Source organism: Salegentibacter sp. BLCTC, assembly GCF_015143665.1.
Taxonomy (GTDB): domain Bacteria; phylum Bacteroidota; class Bacteroidia; order Flavobacteriales; family Flavobacteriaceae; genus Salegentibacter; species Salegentibacter maritimus.
Genome location: NZ_WYEW01000010.1, coordinates 73527 through 92793, shown reverse-complemented (window position 1 = coordinate 92793; position 19267 = coordinate 73527). Strand labels below are relative to the sequence as shown.

Sequence of the window (19267 nt, the reverse complement as noted above, 5' to 3'; positions counted from 1 at the left end):
ATTTTAACTATATTGCCGCCTGCTATTAAAAAATAAACCCACAACTCCTTAAATTGATGAAAAAGATTTTAGCCTATTCCTTCAAGTTTAAATTTCATGTTCTCTTTTTAACACTCTTAAGTTTTGGTTATACAGGAGTTTCCCAAACCAGTGAACTTTCGGTAGAAAAAGTAATGCAAGACCCTAATTGGATGGGGAATTTTCCCTCTAATATAAAGTGGAGTGCCGATAGTGAAACCATTTATTTTGATTACAATCCCGAACAGAATGTTGCTGATTCACTTTATAAAATTGAATTGCGAAATCCTTCAAAAATAAAAAAGGTAGATCTAAAGGAAGAGCAAAATTTAATTCCGCGATATGGCGATTTCAATAAAGATAGAACTAAAAAGATTTTTGGGGAGAATGGAAGCCTTAAGCTTTATAATATAAAAACCGGAAAAACCACCGAACTCCTTGATCTTTCAAAAGCAATTGAAAGCCCAAAATTCCTTGCTAACGAGGACAAAGTCAGCTTTACTTTAGATAAGAATGCTTTTGTTTATAATAGAAAAGAAGGTAGTATTAAGCAACTTACCAATATTAAAACCGGTACAGCAAAAGACGGGAAAGAAAAAGAAGTTTCAGAAAAAAATGCCTGGATAAGAGACGAAAACCTGGAACTATTACAAGTGGTAAATCAGCGAAAAACCAACAAAGAAAATAAAGAAGCATACAGGGAAGCCACGGCTAAAAAGGAACAATTTAGCTTCTACCTTGAAGATAAAAACCTAAGTAACCTTCAGGTTTCGCCTGATGCAAAATTTGCAACTTTTAAACTTATTACCCGTGAACGCGGCGAAAATACTGCAGTTCCAAATTATGTAGATGAATCTGGATATACCGTAAACCTGCCCGCACGAAGCAAGGTTGGTGAGAATAATACTAAAGTTGAGCTTGCTATTTACAATTTCGAAAAAGACACGGTTTACACCTTAAACACAAGTGAACTTCCCGGAATTACTGATTTACCGGATTACGTTAAAGATTACCCCGATAAAGACTGGGAAGAGACCGAGAGGGAAGTAGTTCCAACTACGGTTTATTTTTCAGAAAACGGCGAGCACGCTGTAGTTAATATTAGGTCTAAAGACAATAAAGACCGCTGGATAGCAAAAATCAACCTTGAAACAGGCGCCTTAAATACACTAGATCGCCAGCGTGACGAAGCCTGGATTGCAGGTCCCGGAATTGGCTACACCTTTTACGGAGGGGAAGAAATGGGGTGGTTACCAGATAATAAACATATTTATTTTCAAAGTGAAGAAACGGGATACTCTCATCTTTACCTGTTGGATGTTACCACCGGAAACAAAAAAGCACTTACCCAGGGAGATTTTGAAGTTTTTGACCCCGAGCTTTCTAATAACAAAAAGCATTGGTTTTTAACCACTTCAGAAGTTGGACCCGGTGAACGTCATTTCTATAAGATGCCGGTGATGGGCGGTAAGATGGAAAAACTAACTAAAATGGAGGGCAATAATGATGTTTATCTTTCTCCAGATGAAAAACACATGGCCATTTTATATTCCTATAGCAATAAGCCCTGGGAATTATACCTAAAGAAGACAAAAGCAAATGCTGAAGCCAAACAACTAACAGAAGGGCAATCTGAAGCATTTAGCAGTTACCCCTGGAGAACTCCTGAGTTGATAGAGTTTAAAGCCAGGGACGGTGCTATGGTTCCGGCCAGGCTATATATCCCTGAAGCCGATGTAAAAAATAACGCTGCCGTGGTTTTTGTGCACGGTGCGGGCTACCTGCAAAATACACACAAATGGTGGAGCAGCTATTTTAGGGAATATATGTTCCATAACCTTTTAACAGACCTTGGGTATACTGTTATAGATATAGATTACCGCGGAAGCGCAGGTTATGGTCGCGACTGGAGAACAGGAATTTACCGACATATGGGTGGAAAAGACCTTTCTGACCAGGTAGATGGCGTGGAATATTTAGTTAAGAATCACGGAATAAATCCCGAAAAAGTGGGGATTTATGGTGGAAGTTATGGTGGCTTCATCACTTTAATGGGAATGTTTACAGAACCCGAAACCTTTAAAGCCGGTGCCGCCTTAAGATCGGTAACCGATTGGGCGCATTATAATCACGGTTATACTTCCAATATTTTAAACGAACCCGCCGCCGATCCTATTGCTTATAAAAGATCTTCGCCCATTTATTTTGCTGAAGGCCTGGAAGGCGATTTATTAATTGCCCACGGAATGGTAGATGTAAATGTTCATTTTCAGGATGTGGTAAGGCTTTCCCAACGTTTAATTGAATTAGGGAAAGAAAACTGGGAAATGGCAGTTTACCCGGTAGAAGATCATGGTTTTGTAGAACCCAGCAGTTGGACAGATGAATATAGAAGAATTCTAAAATTATTCAACGAAAGCCTTTTAGAGTAATGGATATTGAATATGTAAGAAGCCAGTTTCCGGCATTGGAAAGAGAATTCACTTTTATGGATAATGCCGGGGGTTCGCAAACTTTAAGAAAAGTAGCTGAACGCATTAGCGGTTATTTGTTACATCATAATGTGCAGTTAGGTGCTTCCTACAAAGTTTCAAGGGAAGCAGGAGAAAAACTCAATTATGCCACCAAAAAAGTATGCGAATATATAAATGCAGCAAGACCTGAAGAGGTGGTTATGGGACCTTCTTCCAGTATGCTACTACGAATTTTAAGCACTTGTATTAGCAAGCAATGGAAGGAAGGCGACGAAGTAATTGTTACCAATACAGACCACGAAGCCAATGTTTCTCCCTGGACCGATTTAAAGAATAAAGGAATAAACGTAAAGCTTTGGAAAGCAAATCCCGAAAGCCTGGAGCTTGAACTAAGCGACCTCAACAAACTACTCACCAAACGCACTAAGCTCGTAGCTGTAACGCACGCATCCAATATTTTAGGAAGTATAAACCCTATAAAAGAAATCGCAAAAACCGTACACAAAGCCGGTGCGCTTATTTGTGTAGATGGAGTAGCTTACGCTCCGCACAGGCGTATAGATGTTAGAAAGCTGGATGTAGATTTTTATGTGTTTAGTTGGTATAAAACCTTTGGGCCCCACCTGGCCGTTATGTATGGCAGATATAATCTGTTACATCAAATGGACGGTATAAACCATTATTTTTTTAAGAAAAAAGATGTGCCCTATAAATTTCAACCAGGAAACTTCAATTTTGAACTCACTTACAGCCTATTAGGAATTACAGAATATTTTGAACAATTATTCAAAAACGAATTTCCCAAAGCGAAAAAAGTAGGTTTCCAGGACAAGATGAATAAGGTCTTTGAGCATATTAGCAAGCATGAAGAGCGAATTAGTAAACCCCTAATTAATTATTTATCTGAACATCCAGATATTCAAATTATTGGCAAAGCCACTGCCGATAGGAAAAAAAGGGTCCCCACCATTTCATTTGTTCATAGCACGATGAAAAGCGATGAAATTGTTGAACGTGTAGATGATTATCGTGTAGGGATTAGGTTTGGGGATTTTTATGCCAAAAAGTTAATTGAAGACGCAGGTTTAAAAGAAAAGAATGGGGTTGTGAGAGTTAGTTTGGTTCATTATAACTCTTTAGATGAAGTAAAAAGATTGATTTGGGTTTTAAAGAAGGTAATTTAGTCAATTCGCGGTAACTTATTTCTAATTGATTATAATTAAAAAACTCAATTTTGAGTTCGTCAAGCTGAATTTGTTTCAGCTTCTAACTTATTTGATTCTGAAATAAATTCAGCTTGACGGTTTATTTTGTTGACCTAATTTACTAATATAAAATTCATTATGAACAGAATGAAGTAACCTATATATCCTTTACTGCAAATGAAAAGATTACTTCTCCCTCTAAAAACCAACTAGCCTAAAGCTTGCTTCAGGTCTTGTATTAAATCTTCTTCATCTTCAATCCCTACACTTAACCTGATAAGAGAATCTACCACTCCTGTTTTTTCCCTTTCTTCTTTGGGTATAGATGCGTGGGTCATACTTGCAGGGTGCCCGGCTAAAGATTCCACACCTCCCAGTGATTCGGCCAGGGTAAATACCTTTAGTTTTTCTACGATTTTGGTAGCACTTTCCAGTGTATTTTCTTTTGTGGTAAAAGAGATCATTCCTCCAAAATCTTTCATTTGTTTTTTCGCGATCTCGTGGTTTGGATGATCTTCAAAACCCGGCCAGTATACTTTTCCCACGTTTGGGTGTGTTTTTAGAAATTTTGCGATTGCAGCTCCATTTTCGCAATGCCGTTGAATTCTAAGGTGCAGGGTTTTAATTCCTCTCAGTACTAAAAAACTATCCTGTGGTCCGCAAATAGCACCACTGGCCTTTTGGATAAAATAAATTCTATCCGCTAATTGTTTATCGTTAACAACCAGACTCCCCATAACCACATCGCTATGACCACCTAAGTATTTTGTAGCGCTATGCATTACAATATCGGCACCAAGCTCCAAAGGCTGTTGTAAATAAGGCGTGGCAAAAGTATTATCTACCGCTAACAGTAAATTGTTGGCTTTCGCGATTTTAGCCACCGCTTTAATATCAATAATATTCATCATTGGGTTGGTAGGTGTCTCTATCCAAATTAATTTGGTATTTTCATTTAGATAGCCTTTAATATTTTCGGCTTGATTCATTTCAATAAAATGAAATTTAACACCAAAATCTTCAAAAATACCGGTAAACAAGCGGTAAGATCCACCGTAAAGATCTTTGGTTGTAATAATTTCATCCCCGGGCTTAAAAAGCTTTAAAACAGCATCTATAGCAGCAAGACCAGAGCCAAATGCAAAACCAAAATTTCCGTTTTCAATACTGGCAATAGACTTTTCCAGGGCTGTTCTTGTAGGGTTTGCGCTTCGGGAGTATTCATAGCCTTTATGACCTCCTGGAGTACTTTGTGAATAAGTACTGGTTTGATAAATTGGTGGCATCACAGCACCGTATGCAGGATCTATATTTTCCTGCCCCCCGTGTATTGTCTTGGTATTAAATTTCATAATTTTCAGGTTTATAGCAAAAGTAACAGGCTCATTGTCTTTACGCAAAATAGGTTTATCTTTATTCACTTTATTTAACAGCTTTTTTTTATGTGCCGAAAATTTCTTTCCCTCCTTGTTATTTTTGTCTTTCTAAGTGCCTGTCGCGATGAAAAATCTGATGCGGGTGTAAATCAGGTAAAAGGTGATATGGAAGCCTTAAGCTTTTATGATGAAGGCCTATTACCTAAGGATTTTGAAGATTGTAAAAATGCCAAATGCCCAAAAATAAGGGTAAACTATTTAAAGTTTAGGGAAGATCGCGAAGCTGCCCTGGCAATGAATCGTTATAATGAAAAAAACCTTATTAAGATATTTGATAATGCTGAAGAAACTACGGAGAACAAAAGTGTTAAAGCAGCCGTAGAAGAATTTATTAAAGATTATCAGAATTTTAAAAAGGATTTTCCAAATTCTGCTATTGGTTACGAAGTTGAAATTTCTCAATCGATTTTGAGCCAAACTAAAGATTTATTGGTTCTGGAAACAGATTTCTACATTTTTACCGGGGGTGCCCACGGTTATGGCGCTAAACGTTTTGCTAATTTTGATGTTGCCTCAGGCGAATTATTAGATCATGAAGATTTGTTTTCGAACCTGGATGCTTTCCGAAATTATGCTGAAAAAGAATTCAGGAAAAAATACAAAATTCCGGAAGGAGAAAACATTAATGCCAAAGGATTTTTCTTTGAAAATGATACATTTGCGCTTCCGGAAAATATAGCTGTCACCAAAAATAGGGTTATCCTGGTCTATAATCGCTACGAAGCCGCCAGTTATGCCGAAGGGGAATTAAAGTTGTCTTTTCCGAAGAATAAAGTAAGCGAATGGCTTAACTACTAATTAAACTAGCTATGAAAAAAGTATATCACCTCTCCAGTTGCAACACCTGCCAAAAGATTATAAAAGAATTGGAATTTCCAAACTCTTTTGAGCTTCAGGACATCAAAGCAGAAGAAATTACCAAAGAACAGGTAGAAGAGATGCACGCGCTGGCCAAAAGTTATGAGGCATTATTTAGCCGTAGGGCACGCCTATATCGTGAAAGGGAACTCAATAAAAAAGAGCTCTCTGAACAGGATTATAAAGACCTTATTTTAGATCATTATACTTTTCTTAAAAGACCCGTGATTATTTATAATGACGAAATTTTTATAGGCAATTCTAAAAAAACCGTCGCGGCGGCTAAAGCTGCTATTCATGGATAAGAAACGCTTTCTGGCCATACTTGCGGCCATTGGCGCCGGCACAATTTATGGCCTTAACCATACTATTGCCAAAGGTGTGATGCCTACCTATATTGAACCTTTTGGATTTATATTTTTAAGGGTTTTTGGCGCGGCAATCCTTTTTTGGAGCATTAGCTGGCTGGGACCTAAAGAAAAAATTGCTACTTCAGACTGGCCCAGGATTTTAGGTTGTGCCGTTTTTGGAATGGTCATTAATATGCTATTTTTCTTTAAAGGGCTAAGCTTATCTACTCCAATAAACAGTTCGGTAATTGTAACACTTTCCCCGGTTATGGTGCTTATCCTAGCATCTATTCTAATAAGGGAACGTATCACTTTATTAAAAACACTCGGAATTATTGTAGGCCTGGCCGGCGCATTGGTTTTGGTGCTTTTTAGTACCGATAGTACCGAAAATGCGCCCAATATTCCCCTCGGAAATGTACTTTTTATAGTAAACGCATTTAGCTATGGGCTATATCTTATTTTGGTAAAACCACTTACCACAAAATATCACGCACTTACTTTAATGAAATGGTTATTTCTTATTGGGGTTGTTATCAATTTCCCCATCACCATTGGCGAATTTACCGAAGTAAACTGGAGCAGTTTACCGTTTGATGCTATTTGGAAAATGGCATTTGTGGTAGCCGGAACTACCTTTTCTACCTATTTACTCAATATCTATGCTTTAAAACAACTTTCGGCATCTACCATAAGTGTTTTTATTTACTTACAACCGCTTATTGCGATTGTATATGCCATTTTAATTGGCGCCGATGAGCTTAACCTGGTAAAAGCAGTTGCGGCCATATTAGTTTTTATAGGAGTTTATATGGTAACTAAAAAGAAAACCGAAGTTCGGACTTAATTTTAATCCTCTAGTTTTTTAGCCAATTTTTTTAAATAAGCCTTATTGGCCTTAATTGCTGAAAGGGGTGCGGTAAAAGTACTTACCCTACCAATTGCAGGAAAACTAAGCTTGCCTTTTGCGATTGAATTTGCCAGAAGTATCTGCACATAATTGTAAAAAAGAATGATTTTTTGCAGCAGATTGGTTCTTTGTTTTTGGAAACCCAGTTTTTCGGCAGTTCGGTCGTTAAGAATATAACTTGTACCCTCCAGGCTTATTTTTTCTGCTTCTTTTTCGCTGTATGAATCGCCAAGTTCTATTAAACCTAAAATATATTGATTAAGGATAAATCGTATACGTTGCTTTCCCTTCCAATTTCTATCAATCATATAATAGTAATCAAATAGGGTTCCGCCGTGTATTATAATTTTTTCGTTTTTCTCTTTTTCGGCAATGAAAAGCGGAGTATAATAGATTAATTTACCTTGTTTTTTACCCTGGGGCGTATCTATAAATGGCGCGAGCAAAGTAAGTATAAGCGGGGCTATAAACAAGGGCAAATAATACCATTCAAAAAATATAGCTATTAGGCCGAATAGTAAAAAAATAAAAAAAGCAAGCCCGGAAAACTTAAGAATCTCCCGGGTTTGTTCTTTGTCTGATTTTATATAGAAATTATGCTTTTTGATAAGAAAATGTCATTAAGTGTAAAAAAGGGATTTTTAGAGTCCTATTTTCTCTGGTTCCACGTGTTGTGGACGTTTTCCAAATTTCCTGGTATCTTCTTTGGTTAAAACTTTAAAGTCATCGGTATGGCCCAAACTGTCCAGGTTATCACGCAGGGCTTTGGGGAGTTTTGTAAGCTTTCTTTCTTTTAAATCTATCCAGGCTCCCATCATCTCACAGCTGGCAAAATTTTGACCATTTTCATCATAAAAATTATGCAAAAATTCAAAGTACATGCCATCCTCGGCAAGACCTTTTAATTGTAAAGTAACTTTAATAGGTTTCCCGGCAAACACTTCTTTAAAATAATAAATATGCTCATAAAATACCACCGGGCCAATGTTTTCTCTAGCCAAGTCTTCCTGGCCAAAACCATTTTCCATTAAAAAAGCCATTCGGGTATGGCTCATAAAATTCACATAAGCCGTATTGGCCAAATGCCTATTGGCGTCTATATCGCTCCAGCGTATTTCAAATTCTTTTGTGTACATGTTCTCTTCTACTTTTTTCAATAAAACTAAGCATAATTAGTATGCATGCATAAGTATTTTAAAAATTTCTACTGTACAGTATACTACAGTTTAAAATGAAGGAAGTTTATTTCAACCTGATTTTCTCTAAATAAGCTTTGGAAAATCACATATAGATTATAGACTTATCAACAAGATTCTTCCCTTAGCATAATACTACTTAACTTTGCACGCTATGCCTATACTTAAAACTAAATATAAAGCGCCCGGGATTTTCAAAAACGCTCATATAGCCAGCATTTATGCCGCTACGCTTAGAAAAGTAGCTTATAGTTTTCATACTGCCGACCGTATAGAATTAAGCGATGGAGATTTTTTAGATTTGGAGCGGGGTTTTTATTCTCCAAAAAATGACAAAATTATAATTCTACTTCATGGGCTTGCCGGAAACGCTAATAGACCCTACATGCTGGGAATGGCAAAACAGTTTCAGGACCAAGGTTGGGATGTGGCTTCTCTAAACTTTAGAAGTTGTAGCGGAGAAATGAACCGGCTATACCGAAGTTACCACGGCGGCGCTACCGAAGATCTACAAGCAGTAATAAAATTTATACAACAGGAAAACCAGTATAAAAAAATAGGCCTAATTGGTTTTAGCCTGGGTGGAAATTTACTGTTAAAATATCTGGGCGAACAGGCTCATATTCCTTCCGAAATCAAATCGGCGGTAGCCATTTCTACCCCTTGCGACCTTGCCGCTTCCCTGAAAGAGCTTAATAGAACCCGTAATTTTATATACTCAAAACGTTTTTTAAAAAACCTGAAAAAAGAGCTAGAACTAAGGCAAACCCATTTTCCCCAAAAAATTACTAAAGAAGAGATCACACAATGCAATTCGCTGCTGGCCATAGACGAAGTATACACAAGCAAGGCACACGGATTTAGAGATGCAGCAGATTATTATAAAAAATGCAGCTGTATAGGTTTTCTATCAAATATAACCACTCCCACGCTTCTGTTAAACGCAAAAAACGATTCTTTTCTTTCGGCTCATTCCTATCCTGAAGAAATAGCAAAAAAATCTAAATTTCTTTATTTAGAAACCCCTAAACACGGGGGGCACGTAGGCTATATTCAACATAATAAAGCCTATTATCACGAAGAAAGAGCCCTGGCCTTTATAGAAGAATTAAAACAAGCTTAAAAATACTAAGCCAAAAAGTCCTTAGGCGTAGTTAAGCATATGGATTGCCCCACAATTTAATATTCATACAAAATACTTTCACCCGAGTTTTCAATATTTAATTGAACTTTGTTTCCATTAACTTTTAGGTTCGAAATATCAAAAGTAAGTTCTTTTGTGATGTAGGCTTCGCATAACTCTTCATTTTTTAACGACAATCTTACATTCCTTTGTGGTATCCCAGATTCCAAAATTTCTCCTGAATCAATTAGTTTTATTTCCCAGGTATCTCCATTACAACCTCCGGCACTAAAATTAACTTTTAGACAGTTATTGTTTATCTCTAAACTATTAATAGTTAAAAAATTAGAAGGCGCCTCTATATAATCTTCCGTGCTAATTATAGTTTTTAGATCACAGTTGTTTTGTTTTTCATTAGTGTCATCACTAGAACAGCTAAATAAGGCAATTCCCAGTATTAGTAAAATGAGTATTTTATTCATACTACGTTATTTATGTTTTTATTAGATGCAAATCTGACGGATTAGTTGCGCAGCTTTCCGCTAAAGTTTTAGAATCTACAAAATACCTTTTTGCCGGCTTTGCACTGCTATAGAATTGATTATCTTTGCACAAGCTTAAAAATCACTCATGATCCAGTCAATGACAGGTTTTGGGAAAAGCATAACGCAACTCCCAACCAAAAAGATAACCGTTGAAATCAAATCGCTAAACAGCAAAAATCTTGATGTAAACGCCCGAATTCCTTCGCAATATCGCGAAAAAGAACTTCAACTAAGAAATACAATTTCAAAATCGCTTAATCGCGGAAAAGTAGATTTCTCCCTCTATGTAGAGATTACAGGTGAAGAAACTACAGCCTCTGTAAATACCGGCGTAGTTAAAAATTATATACAGCAATTAAAGAATATTGTAGACGGTAACGAAACCGAATTGCTGAAAATGGCTGTTAGAATGCCTGATGCGGTTACCACCGAGCGTGAGGAGATTGATGAATCTGAATTTAAAGCCATTGAAGCCGCCGTAATTGAAGCTTTAGAGGAAATCAATACGTTTAGAAAAGACGAGGGAAAAGCTTTGGAAAAAGACCTAAAGCTTAGGGTAAATAATATTGAGGCTTTATTGCAGGAGGTTCTAAGGATTGATCCCGAGCGAATTGATGCCGTTAAAGAACGCTTGCGAAAAGGGATTGCCGATCTTAAAGAAAATGTAGATGAAAACCGCTTTGAACAGGAACTGGTTTACTATATTGAAAAATTTGACATTACCGAAGAAAAAGTAAGACTGGAAAACCACCTAGCTTATTTTAACGAAAGCATAAATTCACCCGATTCTAACGGCCGAAAACTTGGTTTTATTTCTCAGGAAATGGGGCGTGAGATCAACACCATTGGCAGCAAATCTAATTATGCCCCTATGCAGCAATTAGTGGTGCAAATGAAGGACGAGCTTGAAAAAATTAAAGAACAACTTTTAAACGTACTTTAAATGGGTAATGGTAAACTTATTGTATTTTCGGCCCCCTCTGGATCGGGAAAAACAACCATAGTTCAACATTTGTTGAAGCACAAAGAGCTAAATCTGGAATTTTCAACTTCCGCAACCTCGCGCGCTCCCAGGGCCGATGAAAAAGATGGACAGCATTATTATTTTCTATCTTTAGAAGACTTTAAAACAAAGATTAAAAACGACGAATTCCTGGAATGGGAAGAAGTATATCGGGATAATTTTTACGGAACTTTAAAAAGTGAAGTAGAGCGTATTTGGGCCGAGGGAAAAAACGTAATTTTTGATATAGACGTAGTTGGCGGATTGGATATAAAAAACATCTATCCAGATAAAACCCTGGCGGTTTTTGTGAAGCCCCCAAGTATTGAAGAATTAAAAATAAGGCTGAAAAAACGTAAAACTGAGACCGACGACAAGATTAATATGCGTGTAGCCAAGGCCTCCATCGAATTGGCCACGGCTCCGCAATTTGATTTTATTATTGAGAACCATCATTTGGATACTGCGCTAAAAGAAGCTTACGAGTTGGTGGCTAGTTATGTTGGTGCAAAAAAACCAGCTAAAAATGAATAGGAAAGTAGGTTTGTTTTTTGGGACGTTCAATCCAATTCATACCGGGCATCTTATTATCGCCAACCACATGGCAGAGTTTTCAGATTTAGACGAAGTTTGGTTAGTGGTTACACCTCATAATCCACATAAAAAGAAAAGTACCCTTTTAGCTAATCACCATCGTTTGGACATGGTTTATAAAGCCTGTGAAGGTTATGAACATTTAAAACCCTCTAATGTAGAGTTTAACTTGCCCCAACCAAATTACACCTGTATTACCCTGGCGCACCTTCAGGAAAAATATCCTACCAACACATTTTGCCCAATTATGGGGGAAGACAACCTAAAAACTTTTCACAAGTGGAAGAATTATGAGGTAATCTTAGAAAATCATGAAATCTATGTTTACCCCCGAATTTCTGGAGGAGAGGTTGAAAATGAGTTTAAAAACCATCCAAAAATTAAACGGGTAGACGCTCCCGTGGTTGAAATTTCTTCAACATTTATAAGAAGAGCGGTAAAAGAAGATAAATTTATAAAGCCCTTGTTAACCCAATCTGTTTGGGATTATATTAAACTTATGAATTTTTATAGGTAATTCTATTTTAACATAGATTTTTTACTAATTTCGCGCCACCCTACTCAAAAAATCATTTTTTAACAATTTAATTTTATCCATTATGATTAAAAAAACTACCAAACTTGGTATGGTTGCCGCGGTGGCTTCTATCTTATTAACTTCTTGCTATTCTTACACAAGTGTTGTAGGTGAAGGCGCTCAGGGAAATCAGGAAAAAACTGAATGGAACCATTACGTAGTATACGGTTTGGCACCAGTAGGAGTTTCTGATTCTAAAGAAATGGCTGAAGGGGCAGAAAACTACAATGTGCACACTAGACAAACCTTCGTGAATGGTTTAGTATCAGCTCTTACCTTTGGTCTATATAGTCCAACTACTACTACTGTAACAAAATAAGAAATATAAAAACCCGGTGGGCACTTTATAGCCCACCGGATTTTAAATATCCTATTCAATTGAAAAATTTTTTTTTCTTCGTTTGTATTATAATCTCCCTGTTTTTAACCTGGAAGGTATTTAAAATTGCTTTGGTAGACCTCAATAACCTAACCGAATATGGTTGGGGATATTTTGTGGGAGAAATTATTCTTCTTTTAATTTTTATCTTTCTTTCCTGGAGATTATTCCCCAAATCTCAAAAAACCAATTAAAACTCAATCCAACACCGTACTCAATAACAAAAGACTGTTTAAAACCTTATTTTGGCCATTCTACTTAGCTGATTGAACCTACTTTTTTCATGGTGGAACTACAAGCTTTAGGACGTCGACTGCCCTCAATGTAACAACCTCAAAACTTTAAACAGTCTTTAATCTTTATTTCTTATTGTTGCTGTGGAATTCTTAAAACCTGGCCGGGATATATTTTATCCGGATCTTTAAGCATTGGTCTATTGGCTTCAAAAACCACCATATACTTATTGGCATCTTTATAGTATTCTTTAGCAATCTTACTTAAATTTTCACCACGTTCTACTGTGTGAAAACTAGCTTCAGGCGCTTCTATTTTCACGGCCAACCTATCATCTACCCTTGCAATCCCTTCAGAATTTCCAATTAAAAGAACAATTTTCTCACGAATTTCCTGAGAATCTGCCAACCCATATACAGTAGCCGTATTTGCTTCAATATTAATTACCGGATTCTCTACAGAAAGATCAAATTTTTCTATTATCTCCAGTAGTTTACTGGCAGCCTTTACATTCTCTTTTCGTAATATCTCATTCTTTGCTTCAGATACTTCTATATTCTCTTCTTCCTGCTCCTTCACCTTACCAAATATTTTCTCTCCGGCATCTTTTATAAATGAAAACACCCCCATAACACTGATAATTAATTTATTACACCGAAAAATACAAAAGAAATAGAATCCTACACTTGTTTTAATTCCTAAAACTTTGTTAGATTTTTGCCAGCCTACTGTAAGAAAACAAAAACCGCAAAGCAGAGTTAAATTTTGCATTTGCGGTTTTCAAACTAAATAACCAACCAAAAACTAAGAAAATCCTTTTATTAAAAGAAAGCTCTTTGTTAATAGACTAACGCACTAAATCTTTTAGAATTGTGAATTATAAAATTTATATATGTTAAACTTTTAGGACAATTTTTTAGCTAATAATTAATAAATAGCTTTATAAACCCTATGCTTTTAGATATACTTAGAAAATTGTTTATTTTTGGATTACAGAAAATCAATCTATGAACAAGTCCCCAAAGTTTGCCGTTATTGGCGGCGGTAGCTGGGCTACTGCAATTGTAAAAATGCTTAGTGAAAATGTAGATACCATATATTGGTATATGCGAAGCAATTATGCCATTGAACATATTAAAAAACAAGATCATAATCCAAACTATTTGAGCTCGGTTGAATTTGATATTAACCAACTAGAGCTTAGTAATGATATTAATAAAACAGTTGCCGCGGCAGATTACCTTATTTTTGCTATCCCTTCAGCATTTGTAAAACGAGAATTAGATGCTTTAACCATCTCTCTGGAAGATAAAATTATATTTTCGGCAATTAAGGGAATTGTACCCGAGAGCAGCCTTATTGTTGGTGAACACTTTGAAGAATACCATCAGGTTCCCGCCAATAACATTGGCGTTATTACAGGTCCGTGCCACGCCGAGGAAGTAGCCCTGGAGAGACTTTCTTACATCACTATTGCCTGTACCGATGAAAAGAAAGCCAAATTACTTGCAGATAATTTAAGCAGTGAATACATAAAGTGTAAGCTAAGCGACGATGTTACGGGAACCGAATATGCAGCAATGCTGAAAAATATTTATGCAATTGCCGCCGGAATAGCTCATGGATTAGGTTATGGAGATAACTTCCAGAGTGTGTTGATGAGTAACGCGATAAAAGAAATGAAACGCTTTATCAAGAAAGTACACAATATGAAGCGTAACATTAACGATTCTGCATACCTTGGTGACCTTCTGGTAACGGGATACTCTGTATTTAGCCGAAACCGTATGTTTGGAAATATGATTGGTAAAGGCTACACCGTAAAGAGTGCCCAAATGGAAATGAGCATGATTGCAGAAGGTTATTACGCTACCGAGAGTGCTTATAAAATAAACAAAGATAAAGGGGCAAAAACACCTATAATTAATGCTGTGTACGGAATTCTTTACGAAGGTAAAAACCCTAAAAAAGTAATTAAAAAACTAGCCGAAAAGCTTACATAAGCGGTTTATTCGGCTAGAATCCCTCTATTGGGAATAATAGGAATTTCACGTAATGCCTTTTCGTTTACGCTATTTTTTCTGAATATATATTTCTTTTCAAACATTTTACCACCAGCGAAAAAAGTTACCTGAAACTGGTTGTTCAATTTTAGAACTTCTTCTTGAAGAAATTCAATTTTTGCAAAAGATTTAGAAGGAAGCTTTTCCAGCTTATGGCGTATAACAGAGGTCTGTTTTTTATCATCGTAACCTTTGCTTACAATTAGAGCCATTTCAATGGCCTCGTCTCTATTGTTTATAAGATAGGCATTCCACTCTTCTACTTTAAAGGATTCATTATAAACCTTTACAGCGGCTACGTACACCTCTTCTACTACGGGTATGTCAATATCTTTTTTCACTGGTATTCAACCTTATTTTTAGGCTTTTTTCAACAATTTTTGGGAAGAAAGCCTAACTGCTTATAAAATATTTCCTAATGTAATTTCAATTATTTCTACTGCTATAAAAATAATGATAACCGCAAGGGCAAGTACCCCTAAAAGAATTAACCCAAGCTTTTTCATAGTTACAATTATTATAATCCCAGGCTATGGTTAAAGCAGCTAGAACGACGATTTAAATTGCTCTAAAAACCTAATATCGTTCTCATAAAACATTCTAATATCCCCAATTTGATACAGCAACATAGCTATACGCTCTATTCCCATACCAAAGGCAAAACCTGAATATTCCGTAGGGTCTATATTACAGTTTTTAAGCACATTTGGATCTACCATTCCACAACCCATAATCTCTAACCAACCTGTTCCTTTTGTAATTCGGTAATCGGTTTCAGTTTCAAGGCCCCAGTAAATATCAACCTCGGCACTTGGTTCGGTAAATGGGAAGTAAGAAGGTCTCAATCTAATTTTAGACTTTCCAAAAAGCTGCTTTGTAAAATAGAGCAAAGTTTGCTTTAAATCGGCAAAACTCACATTTTTATCAATATATAAACCCTCTACCTGGTGGAAAATACAATGTGAACGTGACGAGATGGCTTCGTTTCTAAAAACGCGTCCCGGAGAAATAGTTCTAATTGGCGGTTGATTGTTTTCCATATATCGCACCTGCACAGAAGAAGTATGGGTGCGCAGTAAAATATCGGGGTCTGTTTGAATAAAGAACGTATCCTGCATATCACGTGCCGGATGGTACTCAGGAAGGTTAAGGGCTGTAAAGTTATGCCAGTCGTCTTCCATTTCCGGTCCTTCAGAAACATTAAAACCTATATTGGAAAAAATCTCAATAATTTGATTCTTAACAATAGAAATAGGATGCCTGGCTCCAATTTCGATAGGCTCGCCGGGCCTTGAAAGATCTCCGTAAATTCCTTTTTCTTCCTGCTTGCTTTCCAGGTTTTCTTTTAAGGCTGCAACTTTAGCTTCTGAAGCTTTTTTAAGGGCATTTATAGTTTGCCCAAACTCCTTTTTCTGTTCGTTTGGCACTTGCTTAAAAGATGCGAAGAAATCGTTTAAAATCCCCTTTTTACCGAGATATTTAATTCTGAATGCTTCTACTTCTTTGGCCGACTCGGTTTTAAAAGCTTCTACTTCAGCTATATGTTGCTTAATTTTATCTATCATGAGATCTTTTTCTTTTCAAAAGGGCAAATTTAGTAAAAATGTAGTTTTAGGCAGCACATAGCCACTTTAATCTATATATTGATTATTGATAAAATAATTTACAATGGCCTCTTTCATTAAAACCGATTGTTCTCCCGGTTTAAGACTGGGCAACTGTTCTAAAGTTTTATAATGCGGCCATCCATCTTCATCAAAATAATCAAACTCATAATAGCCATAAGGTTCTAACAAACGGCAAATGGCAATGTGCATTAGGTCTATTTTATGGTCTTTTTTAAACCTCCTATGCGGCTGCCCTAATTCCTGCACACCAATAACATAAATTATCGCATCCAAATCCATTAACTCTCCATCGGCAAACTGATAAGAAAGTTTCTTTTGCAAACCCTCCCATCTATCTTTCAAATTTTCGTCTCGTGTCATGCCACAAAGATAATATCTTCCTTTTTGAAATGAAGCCATACCAGGACTTAAAATATTTGGCCTTATTCTTCATGCTATCTCTAGTCTATTTGTCACTGCATGCCTAAAGACCACCACCGGTATTTTACTATATTTGAAAAATGAACACAATAGATATTGTCCTGGCCCTGATTCTGCTTTACGGACTCGTTAGAGGTTTTTTTAGAGGGATTTTAGCTGAAATTGCCTCTCTTTTGGGTATAGTAGCCGGAATTTACGGGGCTATTCATTTCTCCTATATTTTAAGTGATTTCTTTGCTGAAAATATGAACTGGGATTCAGAATACGTAAACCTAATTGCATTTGCCATCACCTTTATCCTTATTGTTTTCCTAATCTCACTAGCCGGTAGAATCTTAACTAAAGTAGCCGGTTTTGCGGCATTAGGCATTGTAAATAAATTACTGGGTGGCGCTTTCGGACTCCTAAAAATGACATTTATTGCCAGTGTAATAATTATGTTTTTTGCTGCTACGAACGAAGAGGTTAATCTGGTTAGCAAAGAAAGCCTTGAGGAATCAAAGCTTTACAACCCGGTTAAAGTTATTGCTCCTATGCTGCTCCCTTCTATTCTTCGGGAAGCAAGAGACAGGAATATACTAGATAAAGAAAGCGTTCTTTTTGAAAACAAAAAAGAGGAGGCCTAGCCAGGAAAACCTCCTCTTACCACAAACAAAGTTGTTTCTAGCTCCCGGGGTTATACCGGTACGTCCAACCCGAAATACCTCCTGAAACTATCGGGGTTTGTAACTTCCCCTTTACCAGATACCAGTTTAATAGTAATATCTTTACGTTTGGCTTTTATTGCAAATTCATCTAAAATTTCAAGAACATCATAATCCAGCACCTTAGTTTGCCTAACATCAATTAAAACGCTTGCCCCTTTTGGTATTTCATTTAACTCCCTTAAAATGGCTCCTTTATTTAAAAAAGAAAGTTCTTCGGCAAGGGTAATTTTATAATTACCATCGTTAATATCGTACCCCTCTTTATGTAAAAAGTGGGAGTTCTTGTAACTATTAATTAAAATAACACCTATACCTACAGCCAGACCCAGCCCTATTCCCATAAGAAGGTCTAAAAACACCACTCCAAGAATTGTAATTATAAAAGGAAGGAACTGACCTTTCCCTAATTTAAACATCTGCTTAAATAAAGCCGGTTTAGCCAACTTGTAGCCTACCAGTAAAAGTACGGCGGCAAGAACGGCTAAAGGAATCATATTTAATACCGTTGGAATAGCAATAATAGAGAACAGAATTAGGAAACCGTGTAAAATGGCAGACATCTTTGTTCTTCCTCCAGACTGTGCATTTGTTGAGCTTCTTACAATTACCTGAGTAACCGGTAAACCTCCAATAAGTGCCGATACCATATTACCAGCACCCTGTGCATAAAGCTCACGGTTGGTATTTGTAGTCCTTTTTAGCGGATCTATTTTATCTATAGCTTCTACACTTAATAGAGTCTCTAAACTGGCAACTATTGCTATAGTTATTGCAACCACCCAAACTTCGGGGTTAGTAATTTCTGCAAAATTGGGTATAGAAAATTGTCCAAAAAAAGAAGCTGCACTATCGGGTACAGGTACAGAAACCAATTGAAAATCTTTAATTCCAAAAGTAGGCCCATCTACCACAAGATAATAAACCACCCCCATAGCAACAGCAACTAAGGGACCGGGGACAATACTAAAAATCTTGCTTTTTTTAGTAAGTACTTTTTCCCATAACAATAGAATCCCCAGGGCAACAAAACTTATTAGTAAAGTGCCATAATGAAGGTTATCAGCAATGTTCGCCAGGGCAGCACCAATACCGCCGTCTATAGAAAAAATCTCCAAATCGGCCGAAAAGCCAAGCACATTTGGAATCTGGGAAATAGCAATGGTAATACCAATACCGGCAAGCATCCCTTTAATTACCGAAGAGGGGAAATAATATCCAATTATTCCCGCTTTTAAAGCTCCCATAATAATTTGAAGAAGTCCGGCTATTACAACAGCCACTAAAAATATTTCATAGCTACCAAGAGATTGAATAGCTCCCAGTACAATTACAGCCAGGCCGGCAGCGGGACCACTTACCCCAAGTTGAGAGTTAGAAATACTTCCCACCACAATACCACCAACCATACCGGCAATTAAACCGGCAAATAATGGGGCTCCACTGGCAAGGGCTATTCCTAAACATAATGGAATGGCCACAAAAAATACTACAATACTCGCCGGAAAATCTTTATTTAAATGTTTAAACATAAAACGCTTTTTTATTTT

General features: G+C 36.7%; 22 protein-coding genes. 13 read left to right on the top strand and 9 right to left on the bottom strand.

The features are described 5' to 3' along the window. The first annotated feature begins 56 nt into the window (after positions 1 to 56). Together GUB10_RS13415 and GUB10_RS13410 are read left to right on the top strand one after the other, a co-directional pair. The gene (locus GUB10_RS13415) at positions 57 to 2450 is read left to right on the top strand and encodes a S9 family peptidase (protein WP_193711971.1); all 2394 of its coding nucleotides are present in this window, start codon (positions 57 to 59) and stop codon (positions 2448 to 2450) included. Then, the gene (locus tag GUB10_RS13410; RefSeq protein WP_193711970.1) at positions 2450 to 3676 is read left to right on the top strand and encodes a cysteine desulfurase-like protein; all 1227 of its coding nucleotides are present in this window, start codon (positions 2450 to 2452) and stop codon (positions 3674 to 3676) included. The genes GUB10_RS13415 and GUB10_RS13410 overlap by 1 nt, the downstream gene beginning before the upstream one ends. Before the next feature lie 230 nt (positions 3677 to 3906). On the opposite strand, the gene GUB10_RS13405 is transcribed toward GUB10_RS13410, so the two are convergent. Beyond that, on the bottom strand, positions 3907 to 5049 hold the full coding sequence (locus tag GUB10_RS13405) for a cystathionine gamma-synthase (protein ID WP_193711981.1): 1143 nt from the start codon (positions 5047 to 5049) through the stop codon (positions 3907 to 3909). 90 nt (positions 5050 to 5139) lie between these two features. Between GUB10_RS13405 and GUB10_RS13400 the strand changes: the two genes are divergently transcribed. The 3 genes from GUB10_RS13400 to GUB10_RS13390 are packed head-to-tail and all read left to right on the top strand — an operon-like array spanning position 5140 to position 7188. Continuing rightward, the gene (locus GUB10_RS13400; RefSeq protein ID WP_193711969.1) at positions 5140 to 5931 is read left to right on the top strand and encodes a DUF3298 and DUF4163 domain-containing protein; all 792 of its coding nucleotides are present in this window, start codon (positions 5140 to 5142) and stop codon (positions 5929 to 5931) included. Positions 5932 to 5942: 11 nt separating this feature from the next. After that, positions 5943 to 6296 (top strand): arsenate reductase family protein, encoded by a 354-nt coding sequence (locus GUB10_RS13395; protein ID WP_193711968.1) that lies wholly within the window; start codon positions 5943 to 5945, stop codon positions 6294 to 6296. After that, positions 6289 to 7188, top strand: coding sequence for a DMT family transporter (locus GUB10_RS13390; RefSeq protein WP_193711967.1), 900 nt, complete (start codon positions 6289 to 6291; stop codon positions 7186 to 7188). Before GUB10_RS13395 ends, GUB10_RS13390 begins: the two co-directional genes overlap by 8 nt. Positions 7189 to 7190: 2 nt before the next feature. On the opposite strand, the gene GUB10_RS13385 is transcribed toward GUB10_RS13390, so the two are convergent. Both GUB10_RS13385 and GUB10_RS13380 read right to left on the bottom strand, forming a co-directional pair. Beyond that, a complete protein-coding gene (locus GUB10_RS13385; RefSeq protein WP_193711966.1) occupies positions 7191 to 7697 on the bottom strand; it encodes a hypothetical protein in 507 nt (168 codons plus the stop codon). Positions 7698 to 7892: 195 nt separating this feature from the next. Further along, the gene (locus tag GUB10_RS13380) at positions 7893 to 8387 is read right to left on the bottom strand and encodes a thioesterase family protein (RefSeq protein WP_193711965.1); all 495 of its coding nucleotides are present in this window, start codon (positions 8385 to 8387) and stop codon (positions 7893 to 7895) included. A 214-nt stretch (positions 8388 to 8601) separates the two neighbouring features. Here GUB10_RS13380 and GUB10_RS13375 point away from each other — a divergent pair, with 214 nt between their 5' ends. Further along, a complete protein-coding gene (locus tag GUB10_RS13375; protein ID WP_193711964.1) occupies positions 8602 to 9570 on the top strand; it encodes a YheT family hydrolase in 969 nt (322 codons plus the stop codon). Positions 9571 to 9626: 56 nt separating this feature from the next. On the opposite strand, the gene GUB10_RS13370 is transcribed toward GUB10_RS13375, so the two are convergent. Beyond that, positions 9627 to 10052 carry a hypothetical protein gene (locus tag GUB10_RS13370; protein ID WP_193711963.1) on the bottom strand — a complete coding sequence of 142 codons (426 nt, stop codon included), beginning with the start codon at positions 10050 to 10052 and terminating at the stop codon, positions 9627 to 9629. Positions 10053 to 10200: 148 nt separating this feature from the next. Between GUB10_RS13370 and GUB10_RS13365 the strand changes: the two genes are divergently transcribed. From GUB10_RS13365 to GUB10_RS13345, 5 genes are all read left to right on the top strand, one after another. Beyond that, entirely contained in the window at positions 10201 to 11058 is an 858-nt protein-coding gene (locus GUB10_RS13365; protein WP_193711962.1) for a YicC/YloC family endoribonuclease, read from the top strand. Then, positions 11059 to 11652, top strand: a complete 594-nt coding sequence (gene gmk / locus GUB10_RS13360; RefSeq protein WP_193711961.1) for a guanylate kinase — start codon at positions 11059 to 11061, stop codon at positions 11650 to 11652. It abuts the gene before it with no gap. Continuing rightward, positions 11645 to 12229 (top strand): nicotinate (nicotinamide) nucleotide adenylyltransferase, encoded by a 585-nt coding sequence (gene nadD / locus GUB10_RS13355; RefSeq protein WP_193711960.1) that lies wholly within the window; start codon positions 11645 to 11647, stop codon positions 12227 to 12229. Before gmk ends, nadD begins: the two co-directional genes overlap by 8 nt. A gap of 109 nt (positions 12230 to 12338) precedes the next feature. Continuing rightward, positions 12339 to 12608: a Bor family protein gene (locus tag GUB10_RS13350; protein WP_198628798.1), complete on the top strand. Its 270-nt coding sequence runs from the start codon at positions 12339 to 12341 to the stop codon at positions 12606 to 12608. Positions 12609 to 12667: 59 nt separating this feature from the next. Next, positions 12668 to 12862 (top strand): hypothetical protein, encoded by a 195-nt coding sequence (locus GUB10_RS13345; RefSeq protein ID WP_193711958.1) that lies wholly within the window; start codon positions 12668 to 12670, stop codon positions 12860 to 12862. Positions 12863 to 13034: 172 nt separating this feature from the next. Here the strand turns inward: GUB10_RS13345 and lysM are convergent, their stop codons facing one another. After that, a complete protein-coding gene (gene lysM / locus GUB10_RS13340) occupies positions 13035 to 13532 on the bottom strand; it encodes a peptidoglycan-binding protein LysM (RefSeq protein ID WP_193711957.1) in 498 nt (165 codons plus the stop codon). Positions 13533 to 13909: 377 nt separating this feature from the next. Here lysM and GUB10_RS13335 point away from each other — a divergent pair, with 377 nt between their 5' ends. Continuing rightward, positions 13910 to 14905, top strand: a complete 996-nt coding sequence (locus GUB10_RS13335; protein ID WP_193711956.1) for an NAD(P)H-dependent glycerol-3-phosphate dehydrogenase — start codon at positions 13910 to 13912, stop codon at positions 14903 to 14905. Between the two features lie 5 nt (positions 14906 to 14910). Here GUB10_RS13335 and GUB10_RS13330 read toward each other — a convergent pair whose 3' ends face one another. The 3 genes from GUB10_RS13330 to GUB10_RS13320 all read right to left on the bottom strand — a co-directional run bounded on the left by GUB10_RS13330 (position 14911) and on the right by GUB10_RS13320 (position 16953). Continuing rightward, the gene (locus GUB10_RS13330; RefSeq protein WP_193711955.1) at positions 14911 to 15306 is read right to left on the bottom strand and encodes a hypothetical protein; all 396 of its coding nucleotides are present in this window, start codon (positions 15304 to 15306) and stop codon (positions 14911 to 14913) included. Positions 15307 to 15510: 204 nt separating this feature from the next. After that, positions 15511 to 16530: a phenylalanine--tRNA ligase subunit alpha gene (gene pheS / locus GUB10_RS13325; RefSeq protein WP_193711954.1), complete on the bottom strand. Its 1020-nt coding sequence runs from the start codon at positions 16528 to 16530 to the stop codon at positions 15511 to 15513. A 66-nt stretch (positions 16531 to 16596) separates the two neighbouring features. Continuing rightward, positions 16597 to 16953, bottom strand: a complete 357-nt coding sequence (locus GUB10_RS13320) for a hypothetical protein (RefSeq protein ID WP_193711980.1) — start codon at positions 16951 to 16953, stop codon at positions 16597 to 16599. 140 nt (positions 16954 to 17093) lie between these two features. On the opposite strand from GUB10_RS13320, the gene GUB10_RS13315 reads away from it, so the two are divergent. Next, a complete protein-coding gene (locus GUB10_RS13315; protein ID WP_193711953.1) occupies positions 17094 to 17639 on the top strand; it encodes a CvpA family protein in 546 nt (181 codons plus the stop codon). Positions 17640 to 17689: 50 nt separating this feature from the next. Here GUB10_RS13315 and GUB10_RS13310 read toward each other — a convergent pair whose 3' ends face one another. Beyond that, a complete protein-coding gene (locus tag GUB10_RS13310) occupies positions 17690 to 19249 on the bottom strand; it encodes a SulP family inorganic anion transporter (protein WP_193711952.1) in 1560 nt (519 codons plus the stop codon). Between the last annotated feature and the right edge of the window lie 18 nt (positions 19250 to 19267).